This is a genomic window from Pseudomonas salicis (genome assembly GCF_057128705.1).
This window is the reverse complement of the sequence record NZ_JBSKHU010000002.1, coordinates 562580-585666: the sequence shown is the minus strand read 5'-3', so window position 1 is coordinate 585666 and position 23087 is coordinate 562580. Positions and strand designations below refer to the sequence as shown.

18 protein-coding genes are annotated in these 23087 nt (G+C 59.8%); 9 read left to right on the top strand and 9 right to left on the bottom strand.

What is annotated here, in order from left to right; genetic code table 11:
* Nucleotides 1-9: 9 nt before the first annotated feature.
* On the bottom strand, nucleotides 10-1482 hold the full coding sequence (locus tag ACWKWE_RS08910) for an inorganic phosphate transporter (RefSeq protein WP_341962399.1): 1473 nt from the start codon (nucleotides 1480-1482) through the stop codon (nucleotides 10-12).
* A 235-nt stretch (nucleotides 1483-1717) separates the two neighbouring features.
* The gene (locus tag ACWKWE_RS08905; RefSeq protein ID WP_081567915.1) at nucleotides 1718-1915 is read right to left on the bottom strand and encodes a hypothetical protein; all 198 of its coding nucleotides are present in this window, start codon (nucleotides 1913-1915) and stop codon (nucleotides 1718-1720) included.
* Between the two features lie 829 nt (nucleotides 1916-2744).
* On the opposite strand from ACWKWE_RS08905, the gene pcaR reads away from it, so the two are divergent.
* The 4 genes from pcaR (at nucleotide 2745) to pcaD (ending at nucleotide 7268) form a co-directional block, all read left to right on the top strand.
* Nucleotides 2745-3587 carry a pca regulon transcriptional regulator PcaR gene (gene pcaR / locus ACWKWE_RS08900; RefSeq protein WP_166596557.1) on the top strand — a complete coding sequence of 281 codons (843 nt, stop codon included), beginning with the start codon at nucleotides 2745-2747 and terminating at the stop codon, nucleotides 3585-3587.
* Nucleotides 3588-3723: 136 nt separating this feature from the next.
* Nucleotides 3724-4926 (top strand): 3-oxoadipyl-CoA thiolase, encoded by a 1203-nt coding sequence (pcaF, locus tag ACWKWE_RS08895; RefSeq protein ID WP_178115743.1) that lies wholly within the window; start codon nucleotides 3724-3726, stop codon nucleotides 4924-4926.
* A gap of 177 nt (nucleotides 4927-5103) precedes the next feature.
* Complete coding sequence (locus ACWKWE_RS08890; RefSeq protein ID WP_166596559.1) at nucleotides 5104-6393, top strand: MFS family transporter; 1290 nt, start codon at nucleotides 5104-5106, stop codon at nucleotides 6391-6393.
* Between the two features lie 86 nt (nucleotides 6394-6479).
* Nucleotides 6480-7268, top strand: a complete 789-nt coding sequence (gene pcaD / locus ACWKWE_RS08885) for a 3-oxoadipate enol-lactonase (protein ID WP_483850298.1) — start codon at nucleotides 6480-6482, stop codon at nucleotides 7266-7268.
* A 157-nt stretch (nucleotides 7269-7425) separates the two neighbouring features.
* Here the strand turns inward: pcaD and ACWKWE_RS08880 are convergent, their stop codons facing one another.
* From ACWKWE_RS08880 to ACWKWE_RS08870, 3 genes are read right to left on the bottom strand one after another with little or no spacing between them, the layout of a single operon-like run.
* A complete protein-coding gene (locus ACWKWE_RS08880) occupies nucleotides 7426-8892 on the bottom strand; it encodes an AdeC/AdeK/OprM family multidrug efflux complex outer membrane factor (RefSeq protein ID WP_166596561.1) in 1467 nt (488 codons plus the stop codon).
* The gene (locus tag ACWKWE_RS08875) at nucleotides 8889-12017 is read right to left on the bottom strand and encodes an efflux RND transporter permease subunit (protein WP_166596562.1); all 3129 of its coding nucleotides are present in this window, start codon (nucleotides 12015-12017) and stop codon (nucleotides 8889-8891) included. The genes ACWKWE_RS08880 and ACWKWE_RS08875 overlap by 4 nt, the downstream gene beginning before the upstream one ends.
* Before the next feature lie 3 nt (nucleotides 12018-12020).
* Entirely contained in the window at nucleotides 12021-13163 is a 1143-nt protein-coding gene (locus tag ACWKWE_RS08870; protein ID WP_166596563.1) for an efflux RND transporter periplasmic adaptor subunit, read from the bottom strand.
* A gap of 341 nt (nucleotides 13164-13504) precedes the next feature.
* Here ACWKWE_RS08870 and ACWKWE_RS08865 point away from each other — a divergent pair, with 341 nt between their 5' ends.
* Entirely contained in the window at nucleotides 13505-14167 is a 663-nt protein-coding gene (locus ACWKWE_RS08865; RefSeq protein ID WP_166596564.1) for a TetR family transcriptional regulator, read from the top strand.
* 332 nt (nucleotides 14168-14499) lie between these two features.
* Complete coding sequence (locus tag ACWKWE_RS08860) at nucleotides 14500-15282, top strand: cache domain-containing protein (RefSeq protein ID WP_483850297.1); 783 nt, start codon at nucleotides 14500-14502, stop codon at nucleotides 15280-15282.
* Nucleotides 15283-15329: 47 nt separating this feature from the next.
* Here ACWKWE_RS08860 and ACWKWE_RS08855 read toward each other — a convergent pair whose 3' ends face one another.
* The 3 genes from ACWKWE_RS08855 to ACWKWE_RS08845 form a co-directional block, all read right to left on the bottom strand.
* Nucleotides 15330-16838: an MDR family MFS transporter gene (locus tag ACWKWE_RS08855; RefSeq protein WP_483850296.1), complete on the bottom strand. Its 1509-nt coding sequence runs from the start codon at nucleotides 16836-16838 to the stop codon at nucleotides 15330-15332.
* Nucleotides 16839-16966: 128 nt separating this feature from the next.
* A complete protein-coding gene (locus ACWKWE_RS08850) occupies nucleotides 16967-17143 on the bottom strand; it encodes a hypothetical protein (protein WP_166596567.1) in 177 nt (58 codons plus the stop codon).
* 142 nt (nucleotides 17144-17285) lie between these two features.
* Nucleotides 17286-18167, bottom strand: a complete 882-nt coding sequence (locus ACWKWE_RS08845) for a LysR substrate-binding domain-containing protein (RefSeq protein WP_483850295.1) — start codon at nucleotides 18165-18167, stop codon at nucleotides 17286-17288.
* A gap of 161 nt (nucleotides 18168-18328) precedes the next feature.
* Here ACWKWE_RS08845 and ACWKWE_RS08840 point away from each other — a divergent pair, with 161 nt between their 5' ends.
* Together ACWKWE_RS08840 and ACWKWE_RS08835 are read left to right on the top strand one after the other, a co-directional pair.
* Nucleotides 18329-19966 (top strand): 5-guanidino-2-oxopentanoate decarboxylase, encoded by a 1638-nt coding sequence (locus ACWKWE_RS08840; RefSeq protein ID WP_483850294.1) that lies wholly within the window; start codon nucleotides 18329-18331, stop codon nucleotides 19964-19966.
* Nucleotides 19963-21423 carry an aldehyde dehydrogenase family protein gene (locus ACWKWE_RS08835; protein ID WP_483850293.1) on the top strand — a complete coding sequence of 487 codons (1461 nt, stop codon included), beginning with the start codon at nucleotides 19963-19965 and terminating at the stop codon, nucleotides 21421-21423. Before ACWKWE_RS08840 ends, ACWKWE_RS08835 begins: the two co-directional genes overlap by 4 nt.
* Here the strand turns inward: ACWKWE_RS08835 and ACWKWE_RS08830 are convergent, their stop codons facing one another.
* Nucleotides 21424-22311 (bottom strand): AraC family transcriptional regulator, encoded by an 888-nt coding sequence (locus ACWKWE_RS08830; RefSeq protein ID WP_341964480.1) that lies wholly within the window; start codon nucleotides 22309-22311, stop codon nucleotides 21424-21426.
* Between the two features lie 410 nt (nucleotides 22312-22721).
* Here ACWKWE_RS08830 and ACWKWE_RS08825 point away from each other — a divergent pair, with 410 nt between their 5' ends.
* Entirely contained in the window at nucleotides 22722-23075 is a 354-nt protein-coding gene (locus ACWKWE_RS08825; protein ID WP_166596571.1) for an antibiotic biosynthesis monooxygenase family protein, read from the top strand.
* The last annotated feature ends 12 nt before the right edge of the window (nucleotides 23076-23087 follow it).

The following is a 23087-nucleotide window of genomic DNA, read 5'->3' as shown; positions in this document are numbered from 1 at the left end:
AAGTCCTGGTCACGCCAGCGCCTTGGACGCTAGCCAGAACAGGCCCGCCGACAGCGCGACGGTGGCGGGCAGGGTCAGCACCCAAGCCAGCAGAATGTTGCGAACGGTGCCACCTTGCAGGCCGCTCTTGTTCGCCACCATGGTCCCGGCCACACCGGACGACAGAATGTGTGTAGTCGAGACGGGCAGACTGAACACGTTGGCCAGGGCAATGGCGCTGGCGGTGGTGATCTGAGCTGACATGCCTTGGGCGTAAGTCATGCCCTGTTTGCCGATCTTCTCACCTATGGTCAGTACCACGCGTTTCCAGCCGACCATGGTGCCGATACCCAACGCCAGTGCCACGGCCAGAATCACCCAGAACGGGGCGTATTCCGTGGTGGTGGTCAGGTCCTTGCGCAGTTTTTCCAGATCGGATTTTTCACGGGCGTCGAGCGCTGGAAGTTTGCCGACCTTGCGCGCGGTGTCGTCAAGGCACAGCAGATAACGGCGGACTTCGATGCGGTGCTCAGGGGCCAGGCTGTGATAGTCGGTCACGCCTTTAAGGGTGTTCAGCAGCGCGTCGATGGTCGGCTCGGTTTGCTCCGGATTGCAGCTGAAGCGCTCCGGCAGATCGCCCGAGGTCGACTTGCCCAGTGCGAGGTACTCGCCCAGGGTCGCATTGTTGCGCTGATAGAACTGGCTCAGGTGCAAGGTGGCGTCGCGAGTGCGTTCGATCTGGTAAGTGGTCGTGCTCAGGTCCAGGACGAATTGGGCAGGGACGATACCGATCAGCACTAGCATGATCAGGCCGATGCCTTTCTGGCCGTCGTTGGAGCCGTGCACGAAGCTCACAGCCATGGCCGAAATCACCAATACCAGACGGTTCCAGAACGGCGGATGCTTTTTGTCATCGACGGTGCGGCGCTGTTCTGGCGTCTTGTGCATTTTCGACAACGGACGCCACGCTTTCAGACCGATCAGCACCAAGGCTGCGACGATGAAACCCATCAGCGGCGAGAACACCAGCGAGGCGCCAATGTCGATCGCCTTCTGCCAGTTAACGCCTTCGCCCAGCGGGATGTGGTTGATCAGCGCGTTGGCCAGACCCACGCCGAGAATCGAGCCGATCAGCGTGTGGGAGCTGGATGCAGGAATACCGAAATACCAGGTTCCGAGGTTCCAGGTAATCGCCGCTGCCAGCAGCGAAAACACCATGGCCAGGCCATGGCCGGTGTTGACGTTGATCAGCAACTCAACCGGGAGCAGGTGGACGATGGCATAAGCCACGCCGACGCCGCCCAGAAGGACTCCGAGAAAGTTGAATACACCCGAGAAGAACACGGCCAGATGAGGCGGCATGGCCTTCGTGTAAATGACTGTCGCCACCGCGTTGGCGGTGTCGTGAAAGCCATTGATGAACTCGAAGGTGAGGACAAACGCCAGAGCGAGCAGCAGGCTCACAATCACCCAGGCATCCAGTCCGCTGAATAAATCGATCATGGAAGGTTTTCTGACCCGGTATTAAGGGGGCGGGATTATGACAGAAAAAAAACATATCGATAGGCGCGCTGCCAACTGGTAGCAACCTGCAACGAAAATTCTGTCCAGCCACCCCCGTTGACTTCCTGTCAGGAAGCGAGATGCACGGCACTCGCTACAACCTAAGCCCAAACGGGGAACCATCAACTGGGTGATCAGGCATCACCTCGTCAAGAAGCGTGCCCAAAGGAACGGTTCAAGGTTCTTCCTTGAGCTCGCTTTCCATCTTCTGAAGTTCTTGCTTGAACGCCTGATCAAGCAAGCTGGCGCGCTTGCGCCATGGCTTGCGTTCCGGCTCGGGTTGGGCGGCGTAAGTGGTCACTTCACCACCGTATACTTCCTTGTAACGTTGTTCCTGGCGCTCTAGTTCTGCGCGCAGTTCATCTTTGGTCACGTTATTACCTGAGGGTGTCAAGTTTGATTCTGGCGTTAACGCAGTGTCCGGAAGTGTTGAACGTCATGGGCCGATCGGTGACGGGCAAACGGTCGCGATCAGCTTTCAACGAAAGTATTAAGCACTTCCGCCACCTGCGGCTACGCACACCAGAACGAAAAACTGTCGTAGCGACATTCATTTTTGGGTGGTGCCAGTCGGCTGGCGAATTGACCAGGCTTCTGGCCTGTCTATCGCCGGCGCTGCACTCGGGTAGTGCGAGCGGCGTGTTGATTGGATCCACGCCCGATGGGGCTGCGGACGTCACCCACGCCTTGGCGTTATAGCACGTCAATTGCCGTTACTATCTCCAAGAAGATCACAAGAGTCAACGGTGGAGGGCGCTGTAATTCAATAAGAGAGGATAAATACTGTTTTTGCGTACGAAGGTTCCGAAGTTCTTGCCAGCAAATGTATGGGTAACTTTGCTAAGCATAAAAGCGAACGCTTGAGACAGAATTCTGACGACGTAATTCCATGACAATGCGCAGGCGCCGATAAAAGCAATTGTATTCGGATGCTTACAATTGAACGCGAGAGGGACAGGGCGAAGATAAAAACGGCCTTGCGGGTAGCAAGGCCGTGCCTGGGACTTCTCAGTGGGTACCTGACCAGTATTTCCAAGAAGCCACATGGTGGCGTGTGAAAGGTATAAGCAACGGGGCCAGTGGTCAATTGCGATTATCGGTCAGTCGTTCGATAATCGCCCAAACCGCCCTTGCCGTTGCACACAAAAGAGGCGAGAGTGGCGCTATAGAAGGCCTGCAAGGCCACGACGAACGGTGTGAAGATGAACGATCAACTGCGCAATTCCTTTGCTTCGCTGGCCCCGCCAATCGTGGCGTCACCGGCCAAGCGCATTCAGGCCTTCACAGGTGATCCGGATTTCATGACCTCGCTGGCCCGTGGGCTGGCTGTGATTCATGCCTTTCAAGAGCGCAAACGCCACCTGACGATAGCCCAGATCAGTCATCGCACCGAGATTCCCCGTGCTGCCGTCAGGCGCTGTTTGCACACGCTGATCAAGTTGGGATACGCAACCACCGATGGCCGAACCTATTCGCTGCTGCCAAAGGTGTTGACCCTGGGTCATGCCTATCTATCCTCTACGCCGCTGGCTGTCTCTTCGCAGCCGTATCTCGACAAGATGAGCAGCCAGTTGCATGAGGCCTGCAACATGGCGACCCTTGAAGGTGATGACATTCTCTATATCGCGCGTTCGGCGACGACCCAGCGTCTCATCTCCGTGGACTTGGCCGTGGGAGGGCGTCTGCCTGCCTATTGCACCTCAATGGGCAGGATTCTGTTGGCCGCGCTGGACGACGTTTCGCTGCAGGAATACCTCGATCACGCGGACCTTCAGCCCAAGACCAGCCGCACGCTGCACACCCCTGAAGCGTTGCTTGAATGTCTTCAACAAGTGCGTCAGCAAGGCTGGTGCATTGTCGATCAAGAGCTGGAGCAGGGTTTGCGCTCGATTGCGGTGCCTGTCTATGACGCTTCGGGTCAAGTGCTGGCAGCGCTCAACGTCAGTACCAGCGCCGGGCGGGTCACCCGTAACGAACTTGAGCAGAAATTCCTCCCCATCATGCTCGACGCCAGCCGGAATTTGAGTACACAGCTGTTTACCTGATCTCGGCACCGCTTTTAACTGTTCGATTATCGAACGGTTAGTCGATTACCGAATTGCCCCTTCTCCATGCTCAGGCATAACCTGACCGTCACTTGCGCGCCTCTCTGCGCGCCGATCATGACGCATGTGGAGAAACCTGATGCGTGACGTATTTATCTGCGACGCGATACGTACCCCGATTGGCCGTTTCGGCGGCGCGTTGGCGACGGTCCGCGCCGACGATCTGGCAGCATTGCCGATCAAAGCCTTGATGGAACGCAACCCCTCTGTGGACTGGAACGCGCTGGACGAGGTTTTCCTCGGTTGCGCCAACCAGGCCGGTGAAGACAACCGCAATGTGGCCCGCATGGCGGCGTTACTGGCGGGCCTGCCGGTTTCGGTGCCTGGCGTCACGTTGAATCGTCTGTGTGCGTCGGGGCTGGATGCAGTGGGTTCGGCGTTTCGGGCTATCGCGTGCGGCGAAATGGAGCTGGCCATTGCAGGCGGCGTTGAGTCCATGTCGCGCGCGCCGTTCGTGATGGGCAAGGCTGAAACAGCATTCGGTCGCGGGCAGAAGCTTGAAGACACGACCCTCGGCTGGCGCTTCGTCAACCCGCAAATGAAAGATCAGTACGGCGTTGAGACGATGCCGCAGACCGGTGACAACGTCGCGGAGGACTTCAACGTCTCTCGCGAAGATCAGGACGCCTTTGCGCTGCGCAGTCAGCAACGTGCCGCAGCCGCGCAGGCCAGCGGTTTTTTTGCCGAAGAAATCGTGCCGGTACGCATTGCTCACAAAAAGGGCGAAACCGTCGTCGACAAAGACGAACATCCTCGCGCCGACACCAATCTCGACGCGTTGAGCAAACTCAAGCCCGTCAATGGCGCTGGCAAAACCGTCACAGCGGGTAATGCGGCAGGGCTGAACGACGGCGCGGTGGCACTGATTCTCGCCTCGGCCGATGCGGTCAAGAAGCACGGCCTGACACCGCGGGCGCGTGTCCTGGGCATGGCCAGCGCGGGCGTGGAACCTCGCGTGATGGGCATTGGCCCGGTGCCAGCGGTGCGTAAGCTGGTCGAGCGTCTGGGGCTGGCGGTGTCGGATTTCGATGTGATCGAACTCAACGAGGCGTTCGCCAGCCAAGGCTTGGCGGTCATGCGTGAGTTGGGCATTGCAGACGACTCACCCAAGGTCAACCCGAACGGCGGCGCCATCTCCCTTGGCCATCCGTTGGGCATGAGCGGGGCGCGTCTGGTGCTGACAGCGTTGCATCAATTGGAAAAAACCGGCGGCAGCAAAGGACTGGCAACGATGTGCGTCGGCGTAGGACAGGGCCTCGCCCTGGCAATAGAACGATAAGCGACACACGCCTGAAACCCATCGCCCGAGCCGTTGTTTGCCTTTACTAAAGGCAAACGACGGCTTGGGCGGTTGTCCTTGTGATGTCTAAGTGTTACTGCTTAAGTCTTAGTGTTTCAGGTTATGTCGTAGAATCCTGCTTTGTGGCTGGTCTTTATAAAAATTGGGGAAACAATAATGACAACGACTCACTACACCGGAGAAGAAAGGAGCAAGCGGATTTTCGCGATCGTGGGTGCCTCTTCGGGCAACCTCGTTGAATGGTTCGACTTCTACGTCTACGCCTTCTGCGCGATCTACTTCGCACCGGCTTTCTTCCCGTCCGACGATCCCACCGTGCAACTGTTGAACACTGCTGGCGTATTTGCCGCAGGCTTCCTGATGCGTCCTATCGGGGGCTGGCTGTTTGGCCGAGTCGCCGATAAACACGGCCGCAAAAACTCGATGATGATTTCCGTACTGATGATGTGCGGTGGCTCGCTGGTCATCGCCTGCCTGCCGACGTATGCCGCCATTGGTGCCTGGGCGCCGTTCCTGCTGCTGGTCGCACGCCTGTTTCAGGGCCTGTCGGTGGGTGGCGAATACGGCACCACGGCGACCTACATGAGTGAAGTCGCGTTGCGGGGGCAACGGGGTTTCTTCGGCTCGTTCCAGTACGTGACCCTGATTGGCGGTCAACTGCTGGCGGTGCTGACTGTGGTCATCCTGCAGCAATTCCTCAATGCCGATGAGCTGAAAGCCTACGGCTGGCGGATTCCGTTCGTGGTCGGCGCCATCGCTGCCGTGATCTCGCTGCTGCTGCGTCGTTCGTTGAAAGAAACCACGACCGCTGAAGTGCGTCAGGACAAGGACGCTGGCAGCATGAGCGCGCTGTTCCGCAACCACACCCGCGCTTTCATTACCGTGCTGGGCTACACCGCTGGCGGCTCGCTGATTTTCTACACCTTCACCACGTACATGCAGAAATACCTGGTGAACACGATGCACATGGACGCCAAGACGGCCAGTTACATCATGACGTGCGCGCTGTTCTTCTACATGTGCATGCAACCGCTGTTCGGCATGCTGGCCGATAAGATCGGTCGTCGCGCATCGATGATGTGGTTCGGTGCACTCGGCACGATCTGCACCGTACCGATTCTGATGACCCTGAAGACAACCACCAGCCCGGTCGTGGCCTTCGTGCTGATCACCCTCGCGCTGGCCATCGTTAGCTTCTACACCTCGATCAGCGGCCTGGTGAAAGCCGAGATGTTCCCGGTCCACGTTCGCGCCTTGGGCGTGGGTCTGGCCTACGCGGTGGCCAACGCCATCTTCGGTGGTTCGGCCGAGTTCGTGGCGCTGAGCTTCAAGAACATGGGCTCGGAAAACATCTTCTACTGGTACGTGACAGGGATGATGGCCATCGCGTTCCTGTTCAGCCTGCGTCTACCTAAGAAGCCTGATTATTTGCACGAAGACCATTGATCGGATTGCGCGCGCCTCTCAGCGGGCGCGCGTTGTCCATACTCTTTCAACGACTTTCTCGCGAAGTGCTCGATTAAGGAGCTGTCATGGCAGTGGTACAACTTCAAAGCGGTCAGGTGCATTACGAGATCGAGGGACCCGCAGGTGCGCCGGTCCTTGTCCTGTCCAATTCGCTGGGAACTGACCTGCATATGTGGGATGCGCAGGTCGCTTCCTTCAGCAAATCGTTTCGGGTTCTGCGTTACGACACGCGAGGCCATGGTCAGTCCGTGGTGAGCCACGGGCCTTACTCGATCGAGCAATTGGGCCGTGATGTGCTCGACCTGCTCGATGCCTTGAAGATCGAGCGTGCGCATTTCTGTGGCCTGTCGATGGGCGGGCTGATCGGTCAGTGGCTGGGCATTCACGCCAGTGAGCGGTTGCTTAAGCTGGTGCTGTGCAACACGGCGGCAAAGATTGGTGGACCCGAGACGTGGGGGCCCCGTATCGAAACGGTCGAGAAGGGCGGTGAAGCGGCGATGAAAGAGCTGGGCGCTGGCGCGGTAGAGCGTTGGTTTACCCCGGATTTCGCCCGTGATCACGCGGATAAGGTGACGGCAGTGACAAACGTGCTGGCGGCGACGTCGCCAGTCGGGTATGCAGCCTGCTGTGCAGCAGTGCGTGATGCGGATTTTCGCAAGCAGTTGGGATCGATCACGGTCAGTACGCTGATCATCTGCGGCAGCCATGACCCGGTGACAACGGTCGCTGACGGGCATTTTCTGCAGAACCATATTCCCGGTTCGCAACTGTCGGATTACTACGCGGCGCATCTTTCCAGCGTTGAGCTGGGCCAGACGTTTACGTTACGAGTGACCGAGTTTTTGCTGAGCTGACCGAGAGCGGCGTTTGACACCCCGATGCCTGATACGATTCCTGTAGGAGCCGGTTTGCTGGCGAAGGCGGTGAATCGGCGACCCATCAGTCGCCTGACAGGCATAAAAAAACCCACCGGACGATAGCCGTACGGTGGGTTTTTTATTGAGCGTTGAATCAGAACATCCGCATTTCCGGCACGTCGCCCGAGGTCGGCTGTTTCTGACCGGTCGGGGTCTGTTCGTACCAGCCGCCACCCAACGCGCGGTACAGGTTGACCTCGCTGCTGAGCTGGGACAGACGGTCGGTGATCAACGATTGCTGCGCGCTGAACAACTGACGCTGAGCGTCGAGGAAGGTCAGGTTGCTGTCGATCCCGATGCGATAACGACGCTCTGCCAGACGGTAGTAGTCCTGGTTGGCGTTGACGAAATCGTTCTGCGCCTTCAGCTGATCGGTGAAGGTCTTGCGTGCCGCCAAACCATCGGAGACTTCCTGAAAGCCTGTCTGAATCGCCTTCTCGTAGTTGGCGACGCCGATGTCCTTCTGAATCTTCGAGTAGTCCAGGCTTGCCCGCAGGCTGCCGGCGTTGAAGATCGGCAGGTTGATCTGCGGCTGGAACAGCCAAGTGCCTGAGCCGCCCTTGAATAGGCCGCTCAGATCACCACTCGCAGTCCCGGCACTGGCCGTCAGGCTGATGCTCGGGAAGAACGCCGCGCGTGCGGCACCGATGTTGGCGTTGGCCGCTTTCAGTTGGTGTTCTGCCTGGAGAATGTCCGGGCGGCGTTGCAGCAGCTCAGAAGGCAGACCGGCTGGCATCTCGTTGAGCATGTCAGCGCTCAACGGTTGCGATGCAGGCAGGTTGGCTGGCAGACCGGTGCCCAGCAGCAGAACGAGGTTGTTCTCGTCCTGCGCGACCAGACGCTGATACTGCGCCAATTTCACGCGAGCGCTTTCCACCGAGGTCCGCGACTGCGCCAGGTCCAGCGCCGATGCGACACCGACTTCGTTGCTGCGCGAGGTCAGGCGGAAGCTTTCTTCGAAGGCACCGAGGGTGTCCTGGGTCAGCTTCAGCAGCTCCTTGTCGGCCTGCCAGGTCAGATACGCGTTGGCGACGTTGGCCACCAGACTGATTTGTGTGCTGCGACGGGCCTCTTCGCTGGCGAAGTAGGTTTCCAGCGCTTGCTCGCTCAGGCTGCGAACACGGCCGAACAGATCGAGTTCATAGGCACTGACGCCCAGGCCCACCGAATACTGGCTGGTGATCCCTGCCTGACCACTTTGCGACAGGTCGCCGGGCACACGCTGGCGGGTGCCAGAGGCGTCGGCGGCTACGGCCGGGAACAGATCCGCACGCTGGATGCGGTACTGCGCCCGGTAGGCGTCGATGTTCAACGCCGCGACACGCAGGTCGCGGTTGTTGCTCAGCGACGTCTGGATCAGCTGTTGCAGTGCCGGATCGTGGAAGAACTGGCGCCAGCCCTGTTCGGCGGCCGCCTGGTTGGCCGCGTCGGCCGGCGAATACGCCGGGCCTTGCGGATACTGGGCGGCCACCGGTGCTGCAGGCTGCTTGTAATCGGGGATCAACGAGCAGCCGCTCAGCACGAACGCGGTGACTGCCAGAGAGATCAGGGACTTGCTCATTGGCCAGCCTCATCGTGTGGGATGTGTTTCTGTTTACTCTTGAACAAACCGGATACCGATACGAAGAACAGCGGTACCCAGAAGATCGCCAGAATGGTGGCGGTAATCATACCGCCAATCACGCCTGTACCGATCGAGTGCTGGCTGCCCGAGCCCGCGCCGGTAGAGATCGTCAGCGGCACGACGCCGAGGATGAACGCCATGGACGTCATCACGATCGGACGCAGACGCATCCGGCAGGCTTCGATCGCTGCATCCGCAAGGGATTTGCCTTGCTCATGCAGTTCCTTGGCGAATTCCACGATGAGGATGGCGTTCTTCGCCGCCAGACCCACCGTGACCAAGAGACCGACCTGGAAGAACACGTCGTTCGACAGACCGCGCAGACTGGTGGCCATCAGCGCACCGATGACACCCAGCGGAACGACGAGCAGAACAGCGATTGGAATCGACCAGCTCTCGTACAGCGCTGCCAGACACAGGAAGACCACGAGGACCGAGATCGCATACAGCGCCGGGGCCTGCGAACCGGAGAGCCGTTCTTCGAACGACAGACCGGTCCAGGAATACCCGATGCCTTGTGGCAGTTGCTGCGCGAGTTTCTCGATTTCCGCCATCGCCTGACCAGTACTGTAGCCAGGCGCCGGTGTACCCAGAATCTCTTCGGCGGGAACACCGTTGTAACGCGACAGTTTTGGCGAACCGAAGACCCACTCGCCACCGGCAAAGGCGTCGAACGGAACCATGGTGCCGCTGGCGTTACGCACGTACCACTTCTTCAAGTCTTCAGGGCTCATCCGGGATTTCGGATTACCCATGATGTACACCTTTTTGACCCGACCACGGTCGATGAAGTCGTTGACGTAGTTACCGCCCATCGCCACCGACAGGGTGGTGTTGATGTCGGTTTGCGTCACGCCCAGGGCGCGAGCTTTCTCGTCATCGATGACCAGTTGGTACTGCGGTTCGTCAGTCAGGCCGTTGGGGCGTACGCCTGCGAGAATCTTGCTTTGCGAAGCCAGCCCCAGCAGCTGGTTACGCGCTTGCATGAGCTTGTCATGGCCCAGACCTGCCTGATCCTGCAAATAGAGGTCGAAACCGGTGGCGTTACCCAGCTCCAGTACCGCAGGTGGAACGACGGCAAAGGACATTGCATCGCGGAAGCCGAAGAAGTGTCCTTGAGCGCGCTTGGCCACCTCGAACACGCTGTTGGACGAGTCACGCTCTTCCCACGGCTTGAGCAACACGAACGCCAGACCCGAACTCTGACCACGGCCTGCGAAGTTGAAGCCGTTGACGGAGAACACGGATTTCACGCCCGGGTCGGTCAGCAAGAACTCGCGCATCTTGTCCAGCGTGTTCTGTGTCCGCTCGGCTGTCGAGCCCGGAGGCGTCTGCACCTGAGCGAAGATCACACCCTGGTCTTCTTCCGGCAGGAACGCGGTCGGGATGCGGGTGAACATCCAGATCATGCCCGCGAAGATCGCCAGGTAGACCAGGAACGCCGGGATTTTGTGGCGAATGATGTTACCGACACCGCGCTCGTAGCTGAGAACGCCACGGTCGAACGTACGGTTGAACCAGCCGAAGAAGCCTTTGCGCGGCTGACCGTGTTTGTCGGCGTCGATCGGCTTGAGCAGGGTGGCGCAGAGGGCAGGGGTGAAGACCAGCGCCACCAATACCGAGAGCGCCATCGCAGACACGACGGTAATCGAGAACTGCCGATAGATCACACCAGTGGAACCGCCAAAGAACGCCATTGGCAGCAGAACCGCCGACAGCACCATCGCAATACCCACCAGGGCGCCCTGGATCTGCTCCATCGATTTGCGCGTGGCGTCCCGAGGCGACATATGCTCCTCGGCCATTACCCGCTCGACGTTTTCCACCACAACGATGGCGTCGTCCACGAGCAAGCCGATGGCCAACACCATGCCGAACATGGTCAGGGTGTTGATGGTGAAACCGGCTGCCGCAAGAATGCCGAAGGTTCCGAGCAATACGACCGGCACCGTCAACGTGGTGATGATGGTGGCGCGGAAGTTTTGCAGGAACAGGTACATCACCAGGAACACAAGGATGATCGCTTCACCCAGCGTGTGGACCACACCGGTAATGGATTCCTTGACCACTGGCGTCGTGTCGTACGGGTAAACCGCTTTCATGCCTGGCGGGAAGAACGGCTCCAGACGGCCGATGGTGTCGCGGATCGCCTTGGACGTGTCCAGCGCGTTGGCGCCGGTGGCGAGCTTGATCGCCAGACCCGATGCAGGTTTACCGTTGAACTGTGCGTCGACGCTGTAGTTCTCGCCGCCCAGACCGATGCTGGCAACGTCTTTCAGGCGAACTTGCGAACCGTCCTGATTGACCTTGAGCAAAATGTTGCCGAATTGCTCAGCGGTCTGCAGGCGCGTTTTGCCGATGATGGTGGCGTTGAGTTGTTGGCCTTTGACGGCTGGCAAACCACCGATCTGACCGGAAGACACCTGAACGTTTTGCGCCGTGATGGCGGTTTTCACGTCAACCGGGGTCAGCTGGTAATTGTTCAGCTTGTCCGGGTCGAGCCAGATGCGCATCGCGTACTGGGCACCGAAGACCTGGAAGTCACCCACGCCCGGTGTACGGGCAATCTGGTCCTGAATGTTGGAAACAATGTAGTTGGACAAGTCTTCCTTGCCCATGCTGCCGTCTTCCGACACCAGACCGATCACCAACAGGAAGTTCTTCACAGCCTTGGTCACACGCAGACCCTGTTGTTGCACTTCTTGCGGCAACAGCGGGGTGGCGAGGTTGAGCTTGTTCTGAACCTGAACCTGCGCGATGTCGGGGTTGGTGCCCTGGTTGAAGGTCACCGTGATGGTCATGCTGCCATCTGAGTTACTTTCCGACGAGATATAGCGCAGGTTGTCGATGCCGTTCATCTGCTGTTCGATAACCTGAACCACGGTGTCCTGCACGGTTTGTGCGGACGCGCCTGGGTAGGTCACCTGAATCGCAATGGCCGGTGGCGCAATGGCCGGGTACTGGTTGATCGGCAAGTTGAGGATCGATAAAGCCCCGACCAGCATGATCACGAGGGCAATTACCCACGCGAAAATCGGTCGGTCGATGAAAAACTTCGACATGAATCATTTACTCCCTTGAGCGGGAGCCGGGGCGGCAGCTGGCTTGACGTTGGTCGCGTCCGCTACGGTGACTTGGGCGCCCGGCTTGACGTACTGCAGGCCTTCGGTGATGACGCGATCGCCAGGGCTCAGGCCCTTGTCGACCACCCAGTCGGCGCCGCTGGTGCGGCTGGCCACAAGGGTGCGCAGTTCGACCTTGTTGTCCTGATTCACGATCAGTGCGGTCGGCGTGCCTTTCAGGTCGCGAGTGATGCCTTGTTGCGGCACCAGAATCGCCTGCTCATTCACACCGGATTGCAGACGTGCATGCACGAACATACCAGGCAGCAGGGTGTGATTCGGGTTCGGGAACACGGCGCGCAGGGTCACGGAACCCGTGGTCTGGTCGACCGACACTTCGGAGAATTCCAGCTTGCCGTCAGCCGGATACTGGCTGTTGTCTTCCAGGGTCAGCTTGACCTTGGCGGCGTTGTCACCGGCTTTCTGCAGCTTGCCGCTTTCCAGTTCGCGACGCAGGCGCAGCATCTCGGACGAAGACTGAATGACGTCTACGTAGATCGGATCGAGCTGTTGAATGGTCGCCATCGCGTCGGCCTGGCCGTTGCTGACCAGTGCGCCTTCCGTCACCAGCGAACGGCCGATACGGCCAGAAATCGGCGCGTACACTTTCGTGTAGCGCAGGTTGATTTCGGCGGTCTGCACAGCGGCTTGCGCTTCGCGCGCATTGCCCACGGCAGTGTCGTATTCCTGACGGCTGACGGCTTGCTCGTTGATCAACTGTTTATAGCGGCCTGCCAGAGAGCTGGTGGCGTCATAGGTCGCCTTCGCGCTGTTCAGGTTGGCTTCGTACACCGCAGGGTCGATTTGATACAGCTGCTGACCGGCTTTGACGTCTGTGCCTTCAGTGAACTGCCGCTTGAGAATGATGCCGTTGACCTGAGGACGGACTTCAGCCACGCGATAGGCGGTGGTGCGTCCGGGCAAGTCGGAAACCAGCGTGTAAGGCTGGGCTTGAATGGTCACTACGCCGACCTGAGGAGGCGGTGGTGCAGCCGCAGCCGCTTCTTCCTTTTTACTACATCCGCTGAGCAGCGATGCCAGGGCGGCGGCAGTGACCAGTACGGTAACAGCTGGCTTGAATTGCATGAAGATCCTCGGGTCAGGAGCCTGGGCTCATGAGAAGTGGAAAGGGCGTATAGAAAGTTTCCGGCTGGATAAGTAGCAAGCTAATGAATATACTTACGTTCACGGTTGTTTGTAAACACCCGTGGCTGCGACTGATAAACGCACCAAGGGGATCGATTGTAGGTCCGGGACGACCGGAAGTGCTGGCGATGCTGCCAAGGCTTTTTTGCCCGAAGATTGCCGGTTTCTTGCGAATCGGTCGCTTTGTTGCCGGATTGAAAAACAATACAAAGGCCGCTCGGCGTGCTGATCAAGGCGCTCCATCGAAGAGGCTGAAGCATTTTCATTGAGGTTTTACTGCCATGGTTCGTCGCACGAAAGAAGAAGCTCAGGAAACGCGCAGGCAGATTCTGGAAGCGGCCGAGCAGGCGTTTTTCGAGCGAGGCGTTGCGCGCACGACCTTGGCGGACATTGCAGCGCTGGCTGGCGTGACTCGCGGGGCAATTTACTGGCACTTCAGCAACAAGGCGGATCTGGTGCAGGCGATGCTCGACAGCCTGCATGAACCGCTGGAGGAAATGGCCCGCGCCAGCGAAAGCGCTGACGAAATGGACCCATTGGGCTGGACGCGAAAGCTTCTGGTTCATTTGTTTCAGCAAGTTGCCAAAGACCCGAAAACCCGCCGCATCAATGAAATTCTGTTTCATAAATTCGAATTCACCGATGAAATGTGTGACATGCGGCGTCAGCGCCAATTCGTCTGGCTCGATGCCAACGAACGTATCGCGCTCGCGCTGAGCAACGCCTCCCGCAAGGGGCAATTGCCCGCCGATCTCAACCCCCGCCGAGGGGCCATCTGTCTGCATGCTTATATCCACGGCATTCTGGGCCAGTGGTTACTGGTGCCGGACAGCTTTCCGCTGTTTCAGGACGCCGAGCGTCTGGTCGATACCGTTCTGGACATGCTCCGCTACAGCCCTGCCTTGCGGGACGCCGTTCCCGCGCTTGCCTCAGGGCAGGACTGAAAGACGCAAACGCCGGAATTCGTGCAGGGCACGCTGGCCGTGGGCTCCGGCCAGTGACTATAACCGTGTGGCGCTTAGCCTGCATCTATACATTTCTTCATGAAGGTTGAACAGGTGGTTTACCCAGCCTTTACGTAAATCCCTGTGCGCATTCAGCTTAACGACAGCCTGATCCGATCCAGCGGACGAATGCTTTCCTATTGCCATCTCCCGACTAAGCTTGCTCGCAAACCAACAAGAACGGGATGCGCACGATGCCAGTCGTTTCTAAACGTAGAACGTGGAAAACACTCCTTTTCGCGGCGTTTGCCTGCATCGGGATGAGTCAGGCCATGGCGGCGAATGATGAGCAGGAAGCGGCGTCTGCCAAAGCTTTGCTGGAGAAGGCCGTGACGCACTATCGGCAAGTCGGCGACAAGGCCTTGGCCGAATTCAGCCGACAGGGCGAATTCGTCGACGGTGAGCGGTACGTCTTCGTGACGGACACCAACGGGGTGATGCTCGCCAGCGGCGGTCCTTCCGTGGTGTTGATCGGTCGTGACATTTCTTCAATGCTGGACCCTGACCTGCAAAAAGGCTTCAAGGAGGTGCTGCAGACGCCTGAGAGCGCGGGCATCCAGCAAGCCGAATACCGCTGGCAGAACTGGCGCGACGGCAAGGTCGAGCGCAAGCGCGTGTATTTCCAGCGGGTCGGCAATCGCATTCTGGCGGTGGGTTATTACCTGCCCCGCGCCGCGCCGGAACAAGCCAGGGCGTTACTGGACAAGGCCTCCAAGGCGTTGGAGCAGGACCAGGACGGGACTGTTCAGGCCATCAACAGCCTCAAGGGCGGGTTCTTGCAGGATGATCTTTACGTCTTCGTGGTGAATGTAGACACCAAGCGCTACGTCGCCCATGGCACCAACCTGCGGCTGGTCAATACCGATTTCAGCAAGATCAAAGATCCAGAAGGTAAACCCGTCGGGCGGCCGATGCTGGAGATGCTCAAGAAGCAGCCCGAGGGCGAGTACGAATACCGCTGGCGCAACCCGGTGACCGGGAAGATCGAGCACAAGCACGCGTACACGCGCAAAGTGGGGGATTTTCTGGTGGCGGTGGGGTATTACAGCGGTTGAGTGAGTCGCGAAACCCACAGGGTTTGTGGCGTGTTGGCGATCGCGCCTCACCGATCCTTATCTTCGCGCCCGCGCAGCAGGTTGTTCGGCATCGCCAGCGCGGCAGCGAGTCCCAGGACCGACACTCCTGCGCTGGCCATCAACAGATGCTGGAAGGTCATCGACAGTTGCCCACGCAACAGCTCCAGTGCCGGGCCGCTGACCGCGTGCAGGCTGTCCATCAACAGGTTGCCCGAGCCACCTTCTGAGGCCAGTGAACCGCCGTCGATCCCGCCCAGCCCCGAGCCCGTCAACATGGCCAGCAGCAGCGCCGACATGCTGGCCACGCCCACGGCACCGCCGAGAGAGCGGAACAGGTTAGTGGTGCTGGTCGCGACGCCCATGTCTTTCATCTCCACTGAGTTCTGCGTGCCGACCAATGACGTCGGGAATTGCAGACCGCTGGCGATCCCGGTCAGCACCATGAACAGGCCGGTCAAGATCGCCGATTGCGGTGGCGTGAACGCGATGCCGAGAATGGCCAGCGGCATCAGCAAGGCTCCCGCCAGAATCATTGGCTTGTAGCGCCCGGTCAGCGAGGTGCGACGCCCGCCGAAATAAGCGCCCATGGGCATGCCGATGGCCAGCGGCATCAAGTGAAGGGCCGCGCTGTCCGCACCGCCTCCCGTGACGGTCTGAAAGCGCAGTGGCAGCAGCACGATCAGCGAAATCGCCTGAAAACTGGTGAAGAAAATCGTGCACCAGCAGAGCACCGCGCTGCGGTTGGCGAACAGGTGCATCGGCAGCAGCGGCTCACGGGTGCGGCGTTCGTACGTCACGAAAATCACCAGCGCCAGCAACGCCACGCCCAATTGCGCCAGCACCTGCTGATCGCGCCAACTGTGACCTGGGCCGATTTCCGTGATGCCGAGCAACAGCGCGGTCAGGCCGACGATCATCAGGATCGTGCCCAGATAATCAATGACGGGTTTGCGTTGCGGGACCGGCAGCCCCACCAGTGTCTGGCGTGCGACCCACCAGGCGAGAAAACCCAGCGGCAGGTTGATGATGAACACCCAGCGCCATGACAGGTACTCGGTCATGAACCCGCCCAGCACAGGACCGGCGACGCTGGCGGCGGCGTACATGCCGCTGAAGTAACCTTGATAGCGACCCCGCTCGCGTGGGGGCACGATGTCGCCGATGATCGCCTGACTTACCGACACCATCCCGCCGGCACCAATACCCTGAAGCACCCGCGCCAACACCAGTTGCTCCATGCTTTGTGCCATCGCGCAGAACAGCGAGGCCAGCGTAAACAACCCCAACCCGAACAGCATCAGGCGACGACGGCCGTAGAGGTCACCGAGCTTGCCGTAGATGGGCACCGCAACGGTCAACGCGACCATGTAGGCCGAAATGACCCAGGCGAGCAGGTCAAAATCCTTGAATTGGGCAGAGATGGCGGGCATCGAGACCGCCACGATGGTCTGATCGAGGGCGCTGAGAAACACAGCCATCATCAGCGCGAAGAGAATGCTGCGAATGTCCGGGCGGGTCTGATTGAGGCTGGTCACGGAAAGAGACTCGAACTGGCAGGTTGACCCGCCGAAGGCTCGGCGGGAAAAGTGCGTCCAGTCTAATCCGTTAGCTTGCTAATCGATAGTTGGCTTAATCGATTCACTCAAGCCTGAGATTTGGGGATTCAGCGAAGGGCGCTGAAGCTCGCATCCGTCGGTACGCAATGACCGAAGGTGCAAACCACCGCCATGCGCGGGGATTGCCTCAGTTGTTCGATTCGGTACGCGCCTGCGGCATAAATGCTCAGAACGGTGGCGACAGCGACGACATAAACGCATTGTCTCTTCAGCGTGGTTTTCATGACGCGTACCTCGATCCGGATAAAAATTATTTTTGTCGGACAAGGTGAGTGTAGGCCGCTCTGAGCCGTGCGGTGCACTCAACGGGGATTGTATGTTTTTATCGGGCGCACTTCCGTAGTGGCCATATGATTATGGAACTTTCTATCGCGCCAAGGCCTGGGCCTGAAGCCAATCCAGCAGTTCGCGCATCGGCGGCGTGGGCTCGGTGCGTTTCGGGTAGACGAAAAAGTACGACGCCCCGGTTTTAACCTTGAGATCGAACGGTGTCACGAGCCGCCCGGCACTCAGGTCCTCGCCGATAAGTGACCAGTCGCCCATCGCCACGCCCGAGCCTTGAGACGCGACCGTCATCGCCAGGTCCATCGTATCGAAATGCTGCCCCTTGCTCACGTTGCTCAGGCGCGTGCCCGCTGCTTTCAGCCATTGCCCCCAGTCCTGCTCATCCAGTGTCGGGTGCAGCAGCATGTGCTGTTCCAGATCGGTGAACTGCTTCAAGGGATAGGACCCTTTCAAAAGCGACGGCGCGCAGACCGGCGTGAGTTGTTCGTCGAACAGCGGATGAATGTGCATCGAATCGTCGGGATGCCCACCGTAAACGACCGCCGCATCAAAGCGTTCCCGGCGAAAATCCACGCCGTGGGCAATCGTCGTGGTCAGTTCCACAGGGGCATCGGGCCGTTCCTTTTGCCATTGCATCAGTCGGGGCAGCAGCCAGCGGGTGATACAGGTCGGAGCTTTCAATTGCAGGGGGCGTTGTTCGGTCCCAAGTTCGTCCACTGCCGCTTCGATCAACCCGAACACCTGCTCGATACGGGGCAAGAAAGCTCGGCCCTCCGTCGTCAGACTCAACCCTCGCGCCTCGCGATGAAACAGGCGATGCCCCAAATGGCTCTCCAGCCCGGAAATTTGCCGACTGACGGCACCTTGAGTGATGTGCAGCGCTTCAGCGGCCCGCGTGAAATTGCAGCAACGCGCCGTGATGAGAAAGGTGTGAAGCGCGGGCAGGGGCGGCAAACGTTTCATGAGTCAGTGCAGCCATGATCTGAGAACATGGCTAAGCATGACATTTTTTGCGTTGTCACCGATATGGCCTCACGGTCCAATGGCGCTTCTGTGCGGCCCTCGGCGTAAGCCTTGTGGGCCGCTTCACGACGATGTCCAACAACGAAAAAAGGTCCTGACACATGGCGACGTGCGGCGAGGTATTGGTCAAGTTACTGGAGGGCTACGGGGTCGAGCAGGTGTTCGGCATTCCCGGCGTTCATACCGTGGAGTTGTATCGCGGTCTGGCCAGCTCTTCGATCAACCACGTCACGCCGCGCCACGAGCAGGGCGCCGGGTTCATGGCTGACGGTTATGCACGCACGAGCGGCAAACCGGGCGTGTGCTTCATTATCACGGGCCCCGGCATGACCAACATCACCACGGCGATGGGGCAGGCCTACGCCGATTCGATCCCGATGCTGGTCATTTCCAGCGTTCAGTCCCGCAGCCAGTTGGGCGGCGGCCGTGGCAAGCTGCATGAGTTGCCAGCCCAGGGCGCGTTGGTCGCAGGCGTTGCCGCGTTCTCGCACACCCTGATGTCAGCGTCCGAGCTGCCGTCGGTGCTGGCGCGCGCCTTTGCGCTGTTTCAGGCGGGACGACCGCGTCCGGTGCACATCGAAATCCCACTGGACGTGCTGGTGGAGAACGCCGATCACCTGCTTGACAGCCAGCCAGTGTCGATCACCCGCGCGGGTCCGGCGCCCGCCGCGATCAAGCAGATGGCGACTCTGCTGGCCAATGCCAGGCGCCCATTGATTCTGGCCGGTGGCGGTGCCATCGACGGGGCCGCTGCGCTGATTCAACTGGCGGAAACCCTCGACGCGCCGGTGGCCTTGACCATCAATGCCAAAGGCATGCTGCCGTCGAACCACCCGCTGCTGATCGGCTCGACGCAATCCCTCGACCCGACCCGCGAAATCATCGAAGGCGCCGAGGTCGTGCTGGCCATCGGCACTGAGCTGGCTGAAACCGACTACGACATCACCTTTCAAGGGCACTTCAAGATCCCTGGCACGTTGCTGCGCATCGACATCGACCCTGACCAGACCGTGCGCAATTTTCCGCCGAAGGTCGCGCTGGTGTCCGACGCGCAGACCGCCGCAGAAGCCTTGGTGGCCGCAATCGCCCAAGAACCGTTGACCGAACGCGCCAGCGATTGGGGCCATAAACGCGCCGCAGCCTTGAAGGCCACGCTCGATGCGTCGTGGGACGAGGCGACCCGGGGGCAGACGCTGTTCCTGAATACGGTGCTTGAGGTGCTGCCTGAGGTCGTCATCGTCGGCGACTCCACTCAACCGGTCTACACCGGCAACCTGACCCTGGACCTGGACAAACCGCGCCGCTGGTTCAACTCGTCCACGGGCTACGGCACCCTCGGCTACGCCCTGCCCGCAGCGGTGGGCGCCTGGCTGGGCAGTCAGGACGCTGGCGAGCGCAACCCGGTGGCCTGTCTGATTGGCGACGGCGGTTTGCAGTTCACCCTGTCGGAACTGGCCAGCGCGGTCGAAGCGCGCACGCCGATCATCGTCCTGCTGTGGAATAACCAGGGCTACGAAGAGATCAAGAAATACATGGTCAACCGGGCCATCGAGCCGGTCGGCGTGGACATCTACACCCCCGATTTCATTGGGGTCGCCAAGGCTTTGGGCTGCGCGGCCGAAGCGGTGAACGACGTGGAATCCTTGAAAGCGGCATTGCTCGCGGCGAACGACCGTCAGGGGCCGACCGTCATCGAAATCGACCAGCGCGGCTGGATGAATGGGTTGAAAGCATCATGAGTGAGGCGACTGTGTTGAATCCGGTTTTGGCAGGTCTGTACATCGATGGCACATGGCGTTCGGGTGGCGAACAACTGACGGTGATCAATCCGTCGAATGAAGAGCGGTTGGCAATCGTCACGGGCGGCGACGCCGATGCCGTGAACCAAGCGGTGCAGGCCGCTCGGGCAGCGTTCGGAGCCTGGTCGAAAACCACCGGCGCGGCGCGGGCGATGATTCTGCGCAAGATCGCCAACGGGGTGACGGCTCGTCGCGAACGATTGATGCAATTGCAATCGAGCAACAACGGCAAACCGGGCTTCGAAGCCGCCATTGATGTGGACGACGTGATCGCCACCTTCAGCTATTACGCCGATCTGGCCGAGGCCTCTGACGGTCAGCAAAACCGTTCGGTCGAGCTGCCCTCCGACGATTTCACAGCACGTTTGCGCCGTGAGCCGTGCGGCGTGGTGGGCTTGATCGTGCCGTGGAATTTCCCGATGGTCACCACCGCGTGGAAACTCGCCCCGGCGCTCGCCGCTGGCTGCTGCGTCGTGCTGAAACCGTCGGAAGTCACCCCACTTGCCGAGCTGGAGCTGGCGCAAATCATCGCTGACGGCGGCCTGCCAATGGGCGTGTTCAACGTGGTCTGCGGCACCGGGCTGTCCGTCGGCGCGCCAATGTCCGTGCATCCCGGCATCGCCAAAGTCTCGTTCACAGGGAGCAATGCAGTGGGCGTTCAGGTGATGCAGCGGGCGGCAGAGACCATCAAGGGCGTCAGCCTGGAGTTGGGCGGCAAATCTTCGTTGCTGGTCATGGCGGACGCGGATCTGGACCTGGCTGTCGAACTGGCCAGCGGAGGCGGTTATTTCAATGCCGGTCAGATGTGTTCGGCCACCAGTCGGGTGTTGGTGGCGCAAGAACTTCTGACGCCGTTTCTGGAACGCATCGTCGCCAAGGCACGGTCGATCAAAGTCGGCGGTCCGCAGGACGACGGCACGGAGATGGGGCCACTGGTGAATCAGGCGCAATACCGGCGGGTGCTCAATCACATCGAGGCGGGCAAAGTGTCAGGGGCTCGTCTGCTGTGCGGCGGCCAGCGTCCCGCCGACCTGACGCGCGGTTATTTCCTGGAGCCTGCGGTGTTCACGGACGTGCCGCTGGACAGCGCGCTGTGGCGCGACGAGATATTCGGCCCTGTGTTGTGCGTACGAGGTTTCAGCTCGGAAGCTGAAGCCATCGCCCTGGCAAACGACAGCGAATTCGGACTGGTCGCCAGCGTGGTCAGTGGCAACAGCGAAACCGCCGACCGCGTGGCTAACGCATTGCACGCCGGTATGGTCTGGATCAACGCGCCGCAGGTGATCTTCCCGCAGACGTCGTGGGGCGGCTACAAGCAGAGCAGTCTGGGGCGCGAATTGGGGCCGTGGGGCATGCAGGCGTTTCAGGAGATCAAACACGTTGTGCGGGCGGTTTGATCACACCGTTTTGCGCAGGCGCGCCAAATCCCGCAACGGGGGCGCGCCAAACAGACGGCTGTACTCGCGGCTGAATTGGGACGGGCTTTCATAGCCCACCCGATAACCCGCCGCCGACGCTTCCAGCCCGTCCGCCAGCATCAGGCGGCGGGCTTCCTGCAACCTCAATTGCTTTTGATACTGCAACGGGCTCATGGCGGTCACGGCCTTGAAGCGGTGGTGCAAGGTTGAAACGCTGAGGTTGACCTCTCGCGCCAGTTCTTCAATGCGCAACGGCTGATGAAAATGAGCATTCAACCAGGTGATGGCCTGAGAGACGCGATGGGTCTGACAGTTGGAAATCGCGATTTCGTACAGCCGATAGCCTTCGCTCCCACGCAGCAAGCGGTAAAGAATCTCCCGCGTGATCAGCGGCGCCAGCATCGGGATGTCCTTTGGGGTGTCCAGCAGGCGAATCAGGCGAATCACGGCGTCCAGCAACGATGAATCGATGCGCTCCACGTACATCCCACGACCGCTGGGACGGGTCGGCACGCTCATCGGACCGGCCTCGGCGATCAAGGCGTTGATGTCGGCCGGGTCGATGTCCAGACGCATCGCCAGGTGCGGCTCTTCCGGCGTGGCATAAATGACCTTGCCACTGATCGGCAGCGCAACGGAAAGCACCAGATAGTTCAAAGGGTCGTAGGTGAACAGTTCGCCACCGAGGGTCACGTCTTTCCGGCCTTGAGCCATGATGCACAACGCGGGCTGCACCAGCCCCGGTACCGACTGCGTGGGCTGGTCGTGACGCACCATGAACAGCGATTTGATCACCGTCTGAAAGCTGCCATCACGGGGCGCGTGACGACGGATCAGTTCCGCCAACTCGGCACGCTGTTGCTCCATCTGCGTGCTCAATTCAGGCGCAGGTCGGGCTTCAGGCAGGCGGTCCGGCAATCCAGGAATGGCGGCAGTGGGCAGCATGGGAAAGTCCTCTGGCGAAGCGTCGATGCAGCACAGCTTATTTTTGTGCAAGCGCGAGCGTTAGGCGGATTCTGTCGGATGATTGCCTGATTCTGCCGTGGCTTCATCCGTTGTGCGACGAAGGGCCCTGTTCATCGGGGCGAATTGCTTGAAAGTCCGTTCTCAGGCGCGTGTGATTGTGGCCTCCCGGCGCCTCCTTATACGTACATCCGCGCAGAATCAGGCAATAACCGGGCAGTAATTGGCTAACGGCTACTGCGCTGTGCCCACTAATCTTCACTTCCAGCCGCTACGTCTATTCCGATCGCGGCTGTTCCAAAGGAGCACAGACCATGCACAGCACTTCCGTCGTGAGCCATCTTGTATCCCTGCGCGCCAGTGCCGGAAACAGTGCGCAACTGGGCGCACGTCTGAGCGCATTGATCGGCCCCACCTCCCGCACCGCAGGCTGCCTGAGTTTCACCCTGCAACATTCCATGACCGAACCTGACATCTGGGTGCTCAGTGGCACTTGGGTGGACAGGTCGGCGATGAATGACTGGTTTTCGGCGCCGGAGCTGAAAATCTTCTCTGATCTCATGGTTGAACGGTTGGTCCGTAGTCTCGATTTTCAGACCTTCGCCAGCGTGACTGCGGCCCAGGCCCAGGCGGCCTATGTGTCGCCGAGCGTGAGGATGGCGGGGTGATCACCGCTCCCC

Coding starts and splice junctions, on each gene's coding strand:
- ACWKWE_RS08910 (WP_341962399.1), bottom strand. CDS start 1,482: ATGATCGATTTATTCAGCGGACTGGATGCCTGGGTGATTGTGAGCCTG.
- pcaR (WP_166596557.1), top strand. CDS start 2,745: ATGAACGATCAACTGCGCAATTCCTTTGCTTCGCTGGCCCCGCCAATC.
- ACWKWE_RS08890 (WP_166596559.1), top strand. CDS start 5,104: ATGACAACGACTCACTACACCGGAGAAGAAAGGAGCAAGCGGATTTTC.
- pcaD (WP_483850298.1), top strand. CDS start 6,480: ATGGCAGTGGTACAACTTCAAAGCGGTCAGGTGCATTACGAGATCGAG.
- ACWKWE_RS08880 (WP_166596561.1), bottom strand. CDS start 8,892: ATGAGCAAGTCCCTGATCTCTCTGGCAGTCACCGCGTTCGTGCTGAGC.
- ACWKWE_RS08875 (WP_166596562.1), bottom strand. CDS start 12,017: ATGTCGAAGTTTTTCATCGACCGACCGATTTTCGCGTGGGTAATTGCC.
- ACWKWE_RS08870 (WP_166596563.1), bottom strand. CDS start 13,163: ATGCAATTCAAGCCAGCTGTTACCGTACTGGTCACTGCCGCCGCCCTG.
- ACWKWE_RS08865 (WP_166596564.1), top strand. CDS start 13,505: ATGGTTCGTCGCACGAAAGAAGAAGCTCAGGAAACGCGCAGGCAGATT.
- ACWKWE_RS08860 (WP_483850297.1), top strand. CDS start 14,500: ATGGCGGCGAATGATGAGCAGGAAGCGGCGTCTGCCAAAGCTTTGCTG.
- ACWKWE_RS08850 (WP_166596567.1), bottom strand. CDS start 17,143: ATGAAAACCACGCTGAAGAGACAATGCGTTTATGTCGTCGCTGTCGCC.
- ACWKWE_RS08845 (WP_483850295.1), bottom strand. CDS start 18,167: ATGAAACGTTTGCCGCCCCTGCCCGCGCTTCACACCTTTCTCATCACG.
- ACWKWE_RS08840 (WP_483850294.1), top strand. CDS start 18,329: ATGGCGACGTGCGGCGAGGTATTGGTCAAGTTACTGGAGGGCTACGGG.
- ACWKWE_RS08835 (WP_483850293.1), top strand. CDS start 19,963: ATGAGTGAGGCGACTGTGTTGAATCCGGTTTTGGCAGGTCTGTACATC.
- ACWKWE_RS08830 (WP_341964480.1), bottom strand. CDS start 22,311: ATGGAGCAACAGCGTGCCGAGTTGGCGGAACTGATCCGTCGTCACGCG.
- ACWKWE_RS08825 (WP_166596571.1), top strand. CDS start 22,722: ATGCACAGCACTTCCGTCGTGAGCCATCTTGTATCCCTGCGCGCCAGT.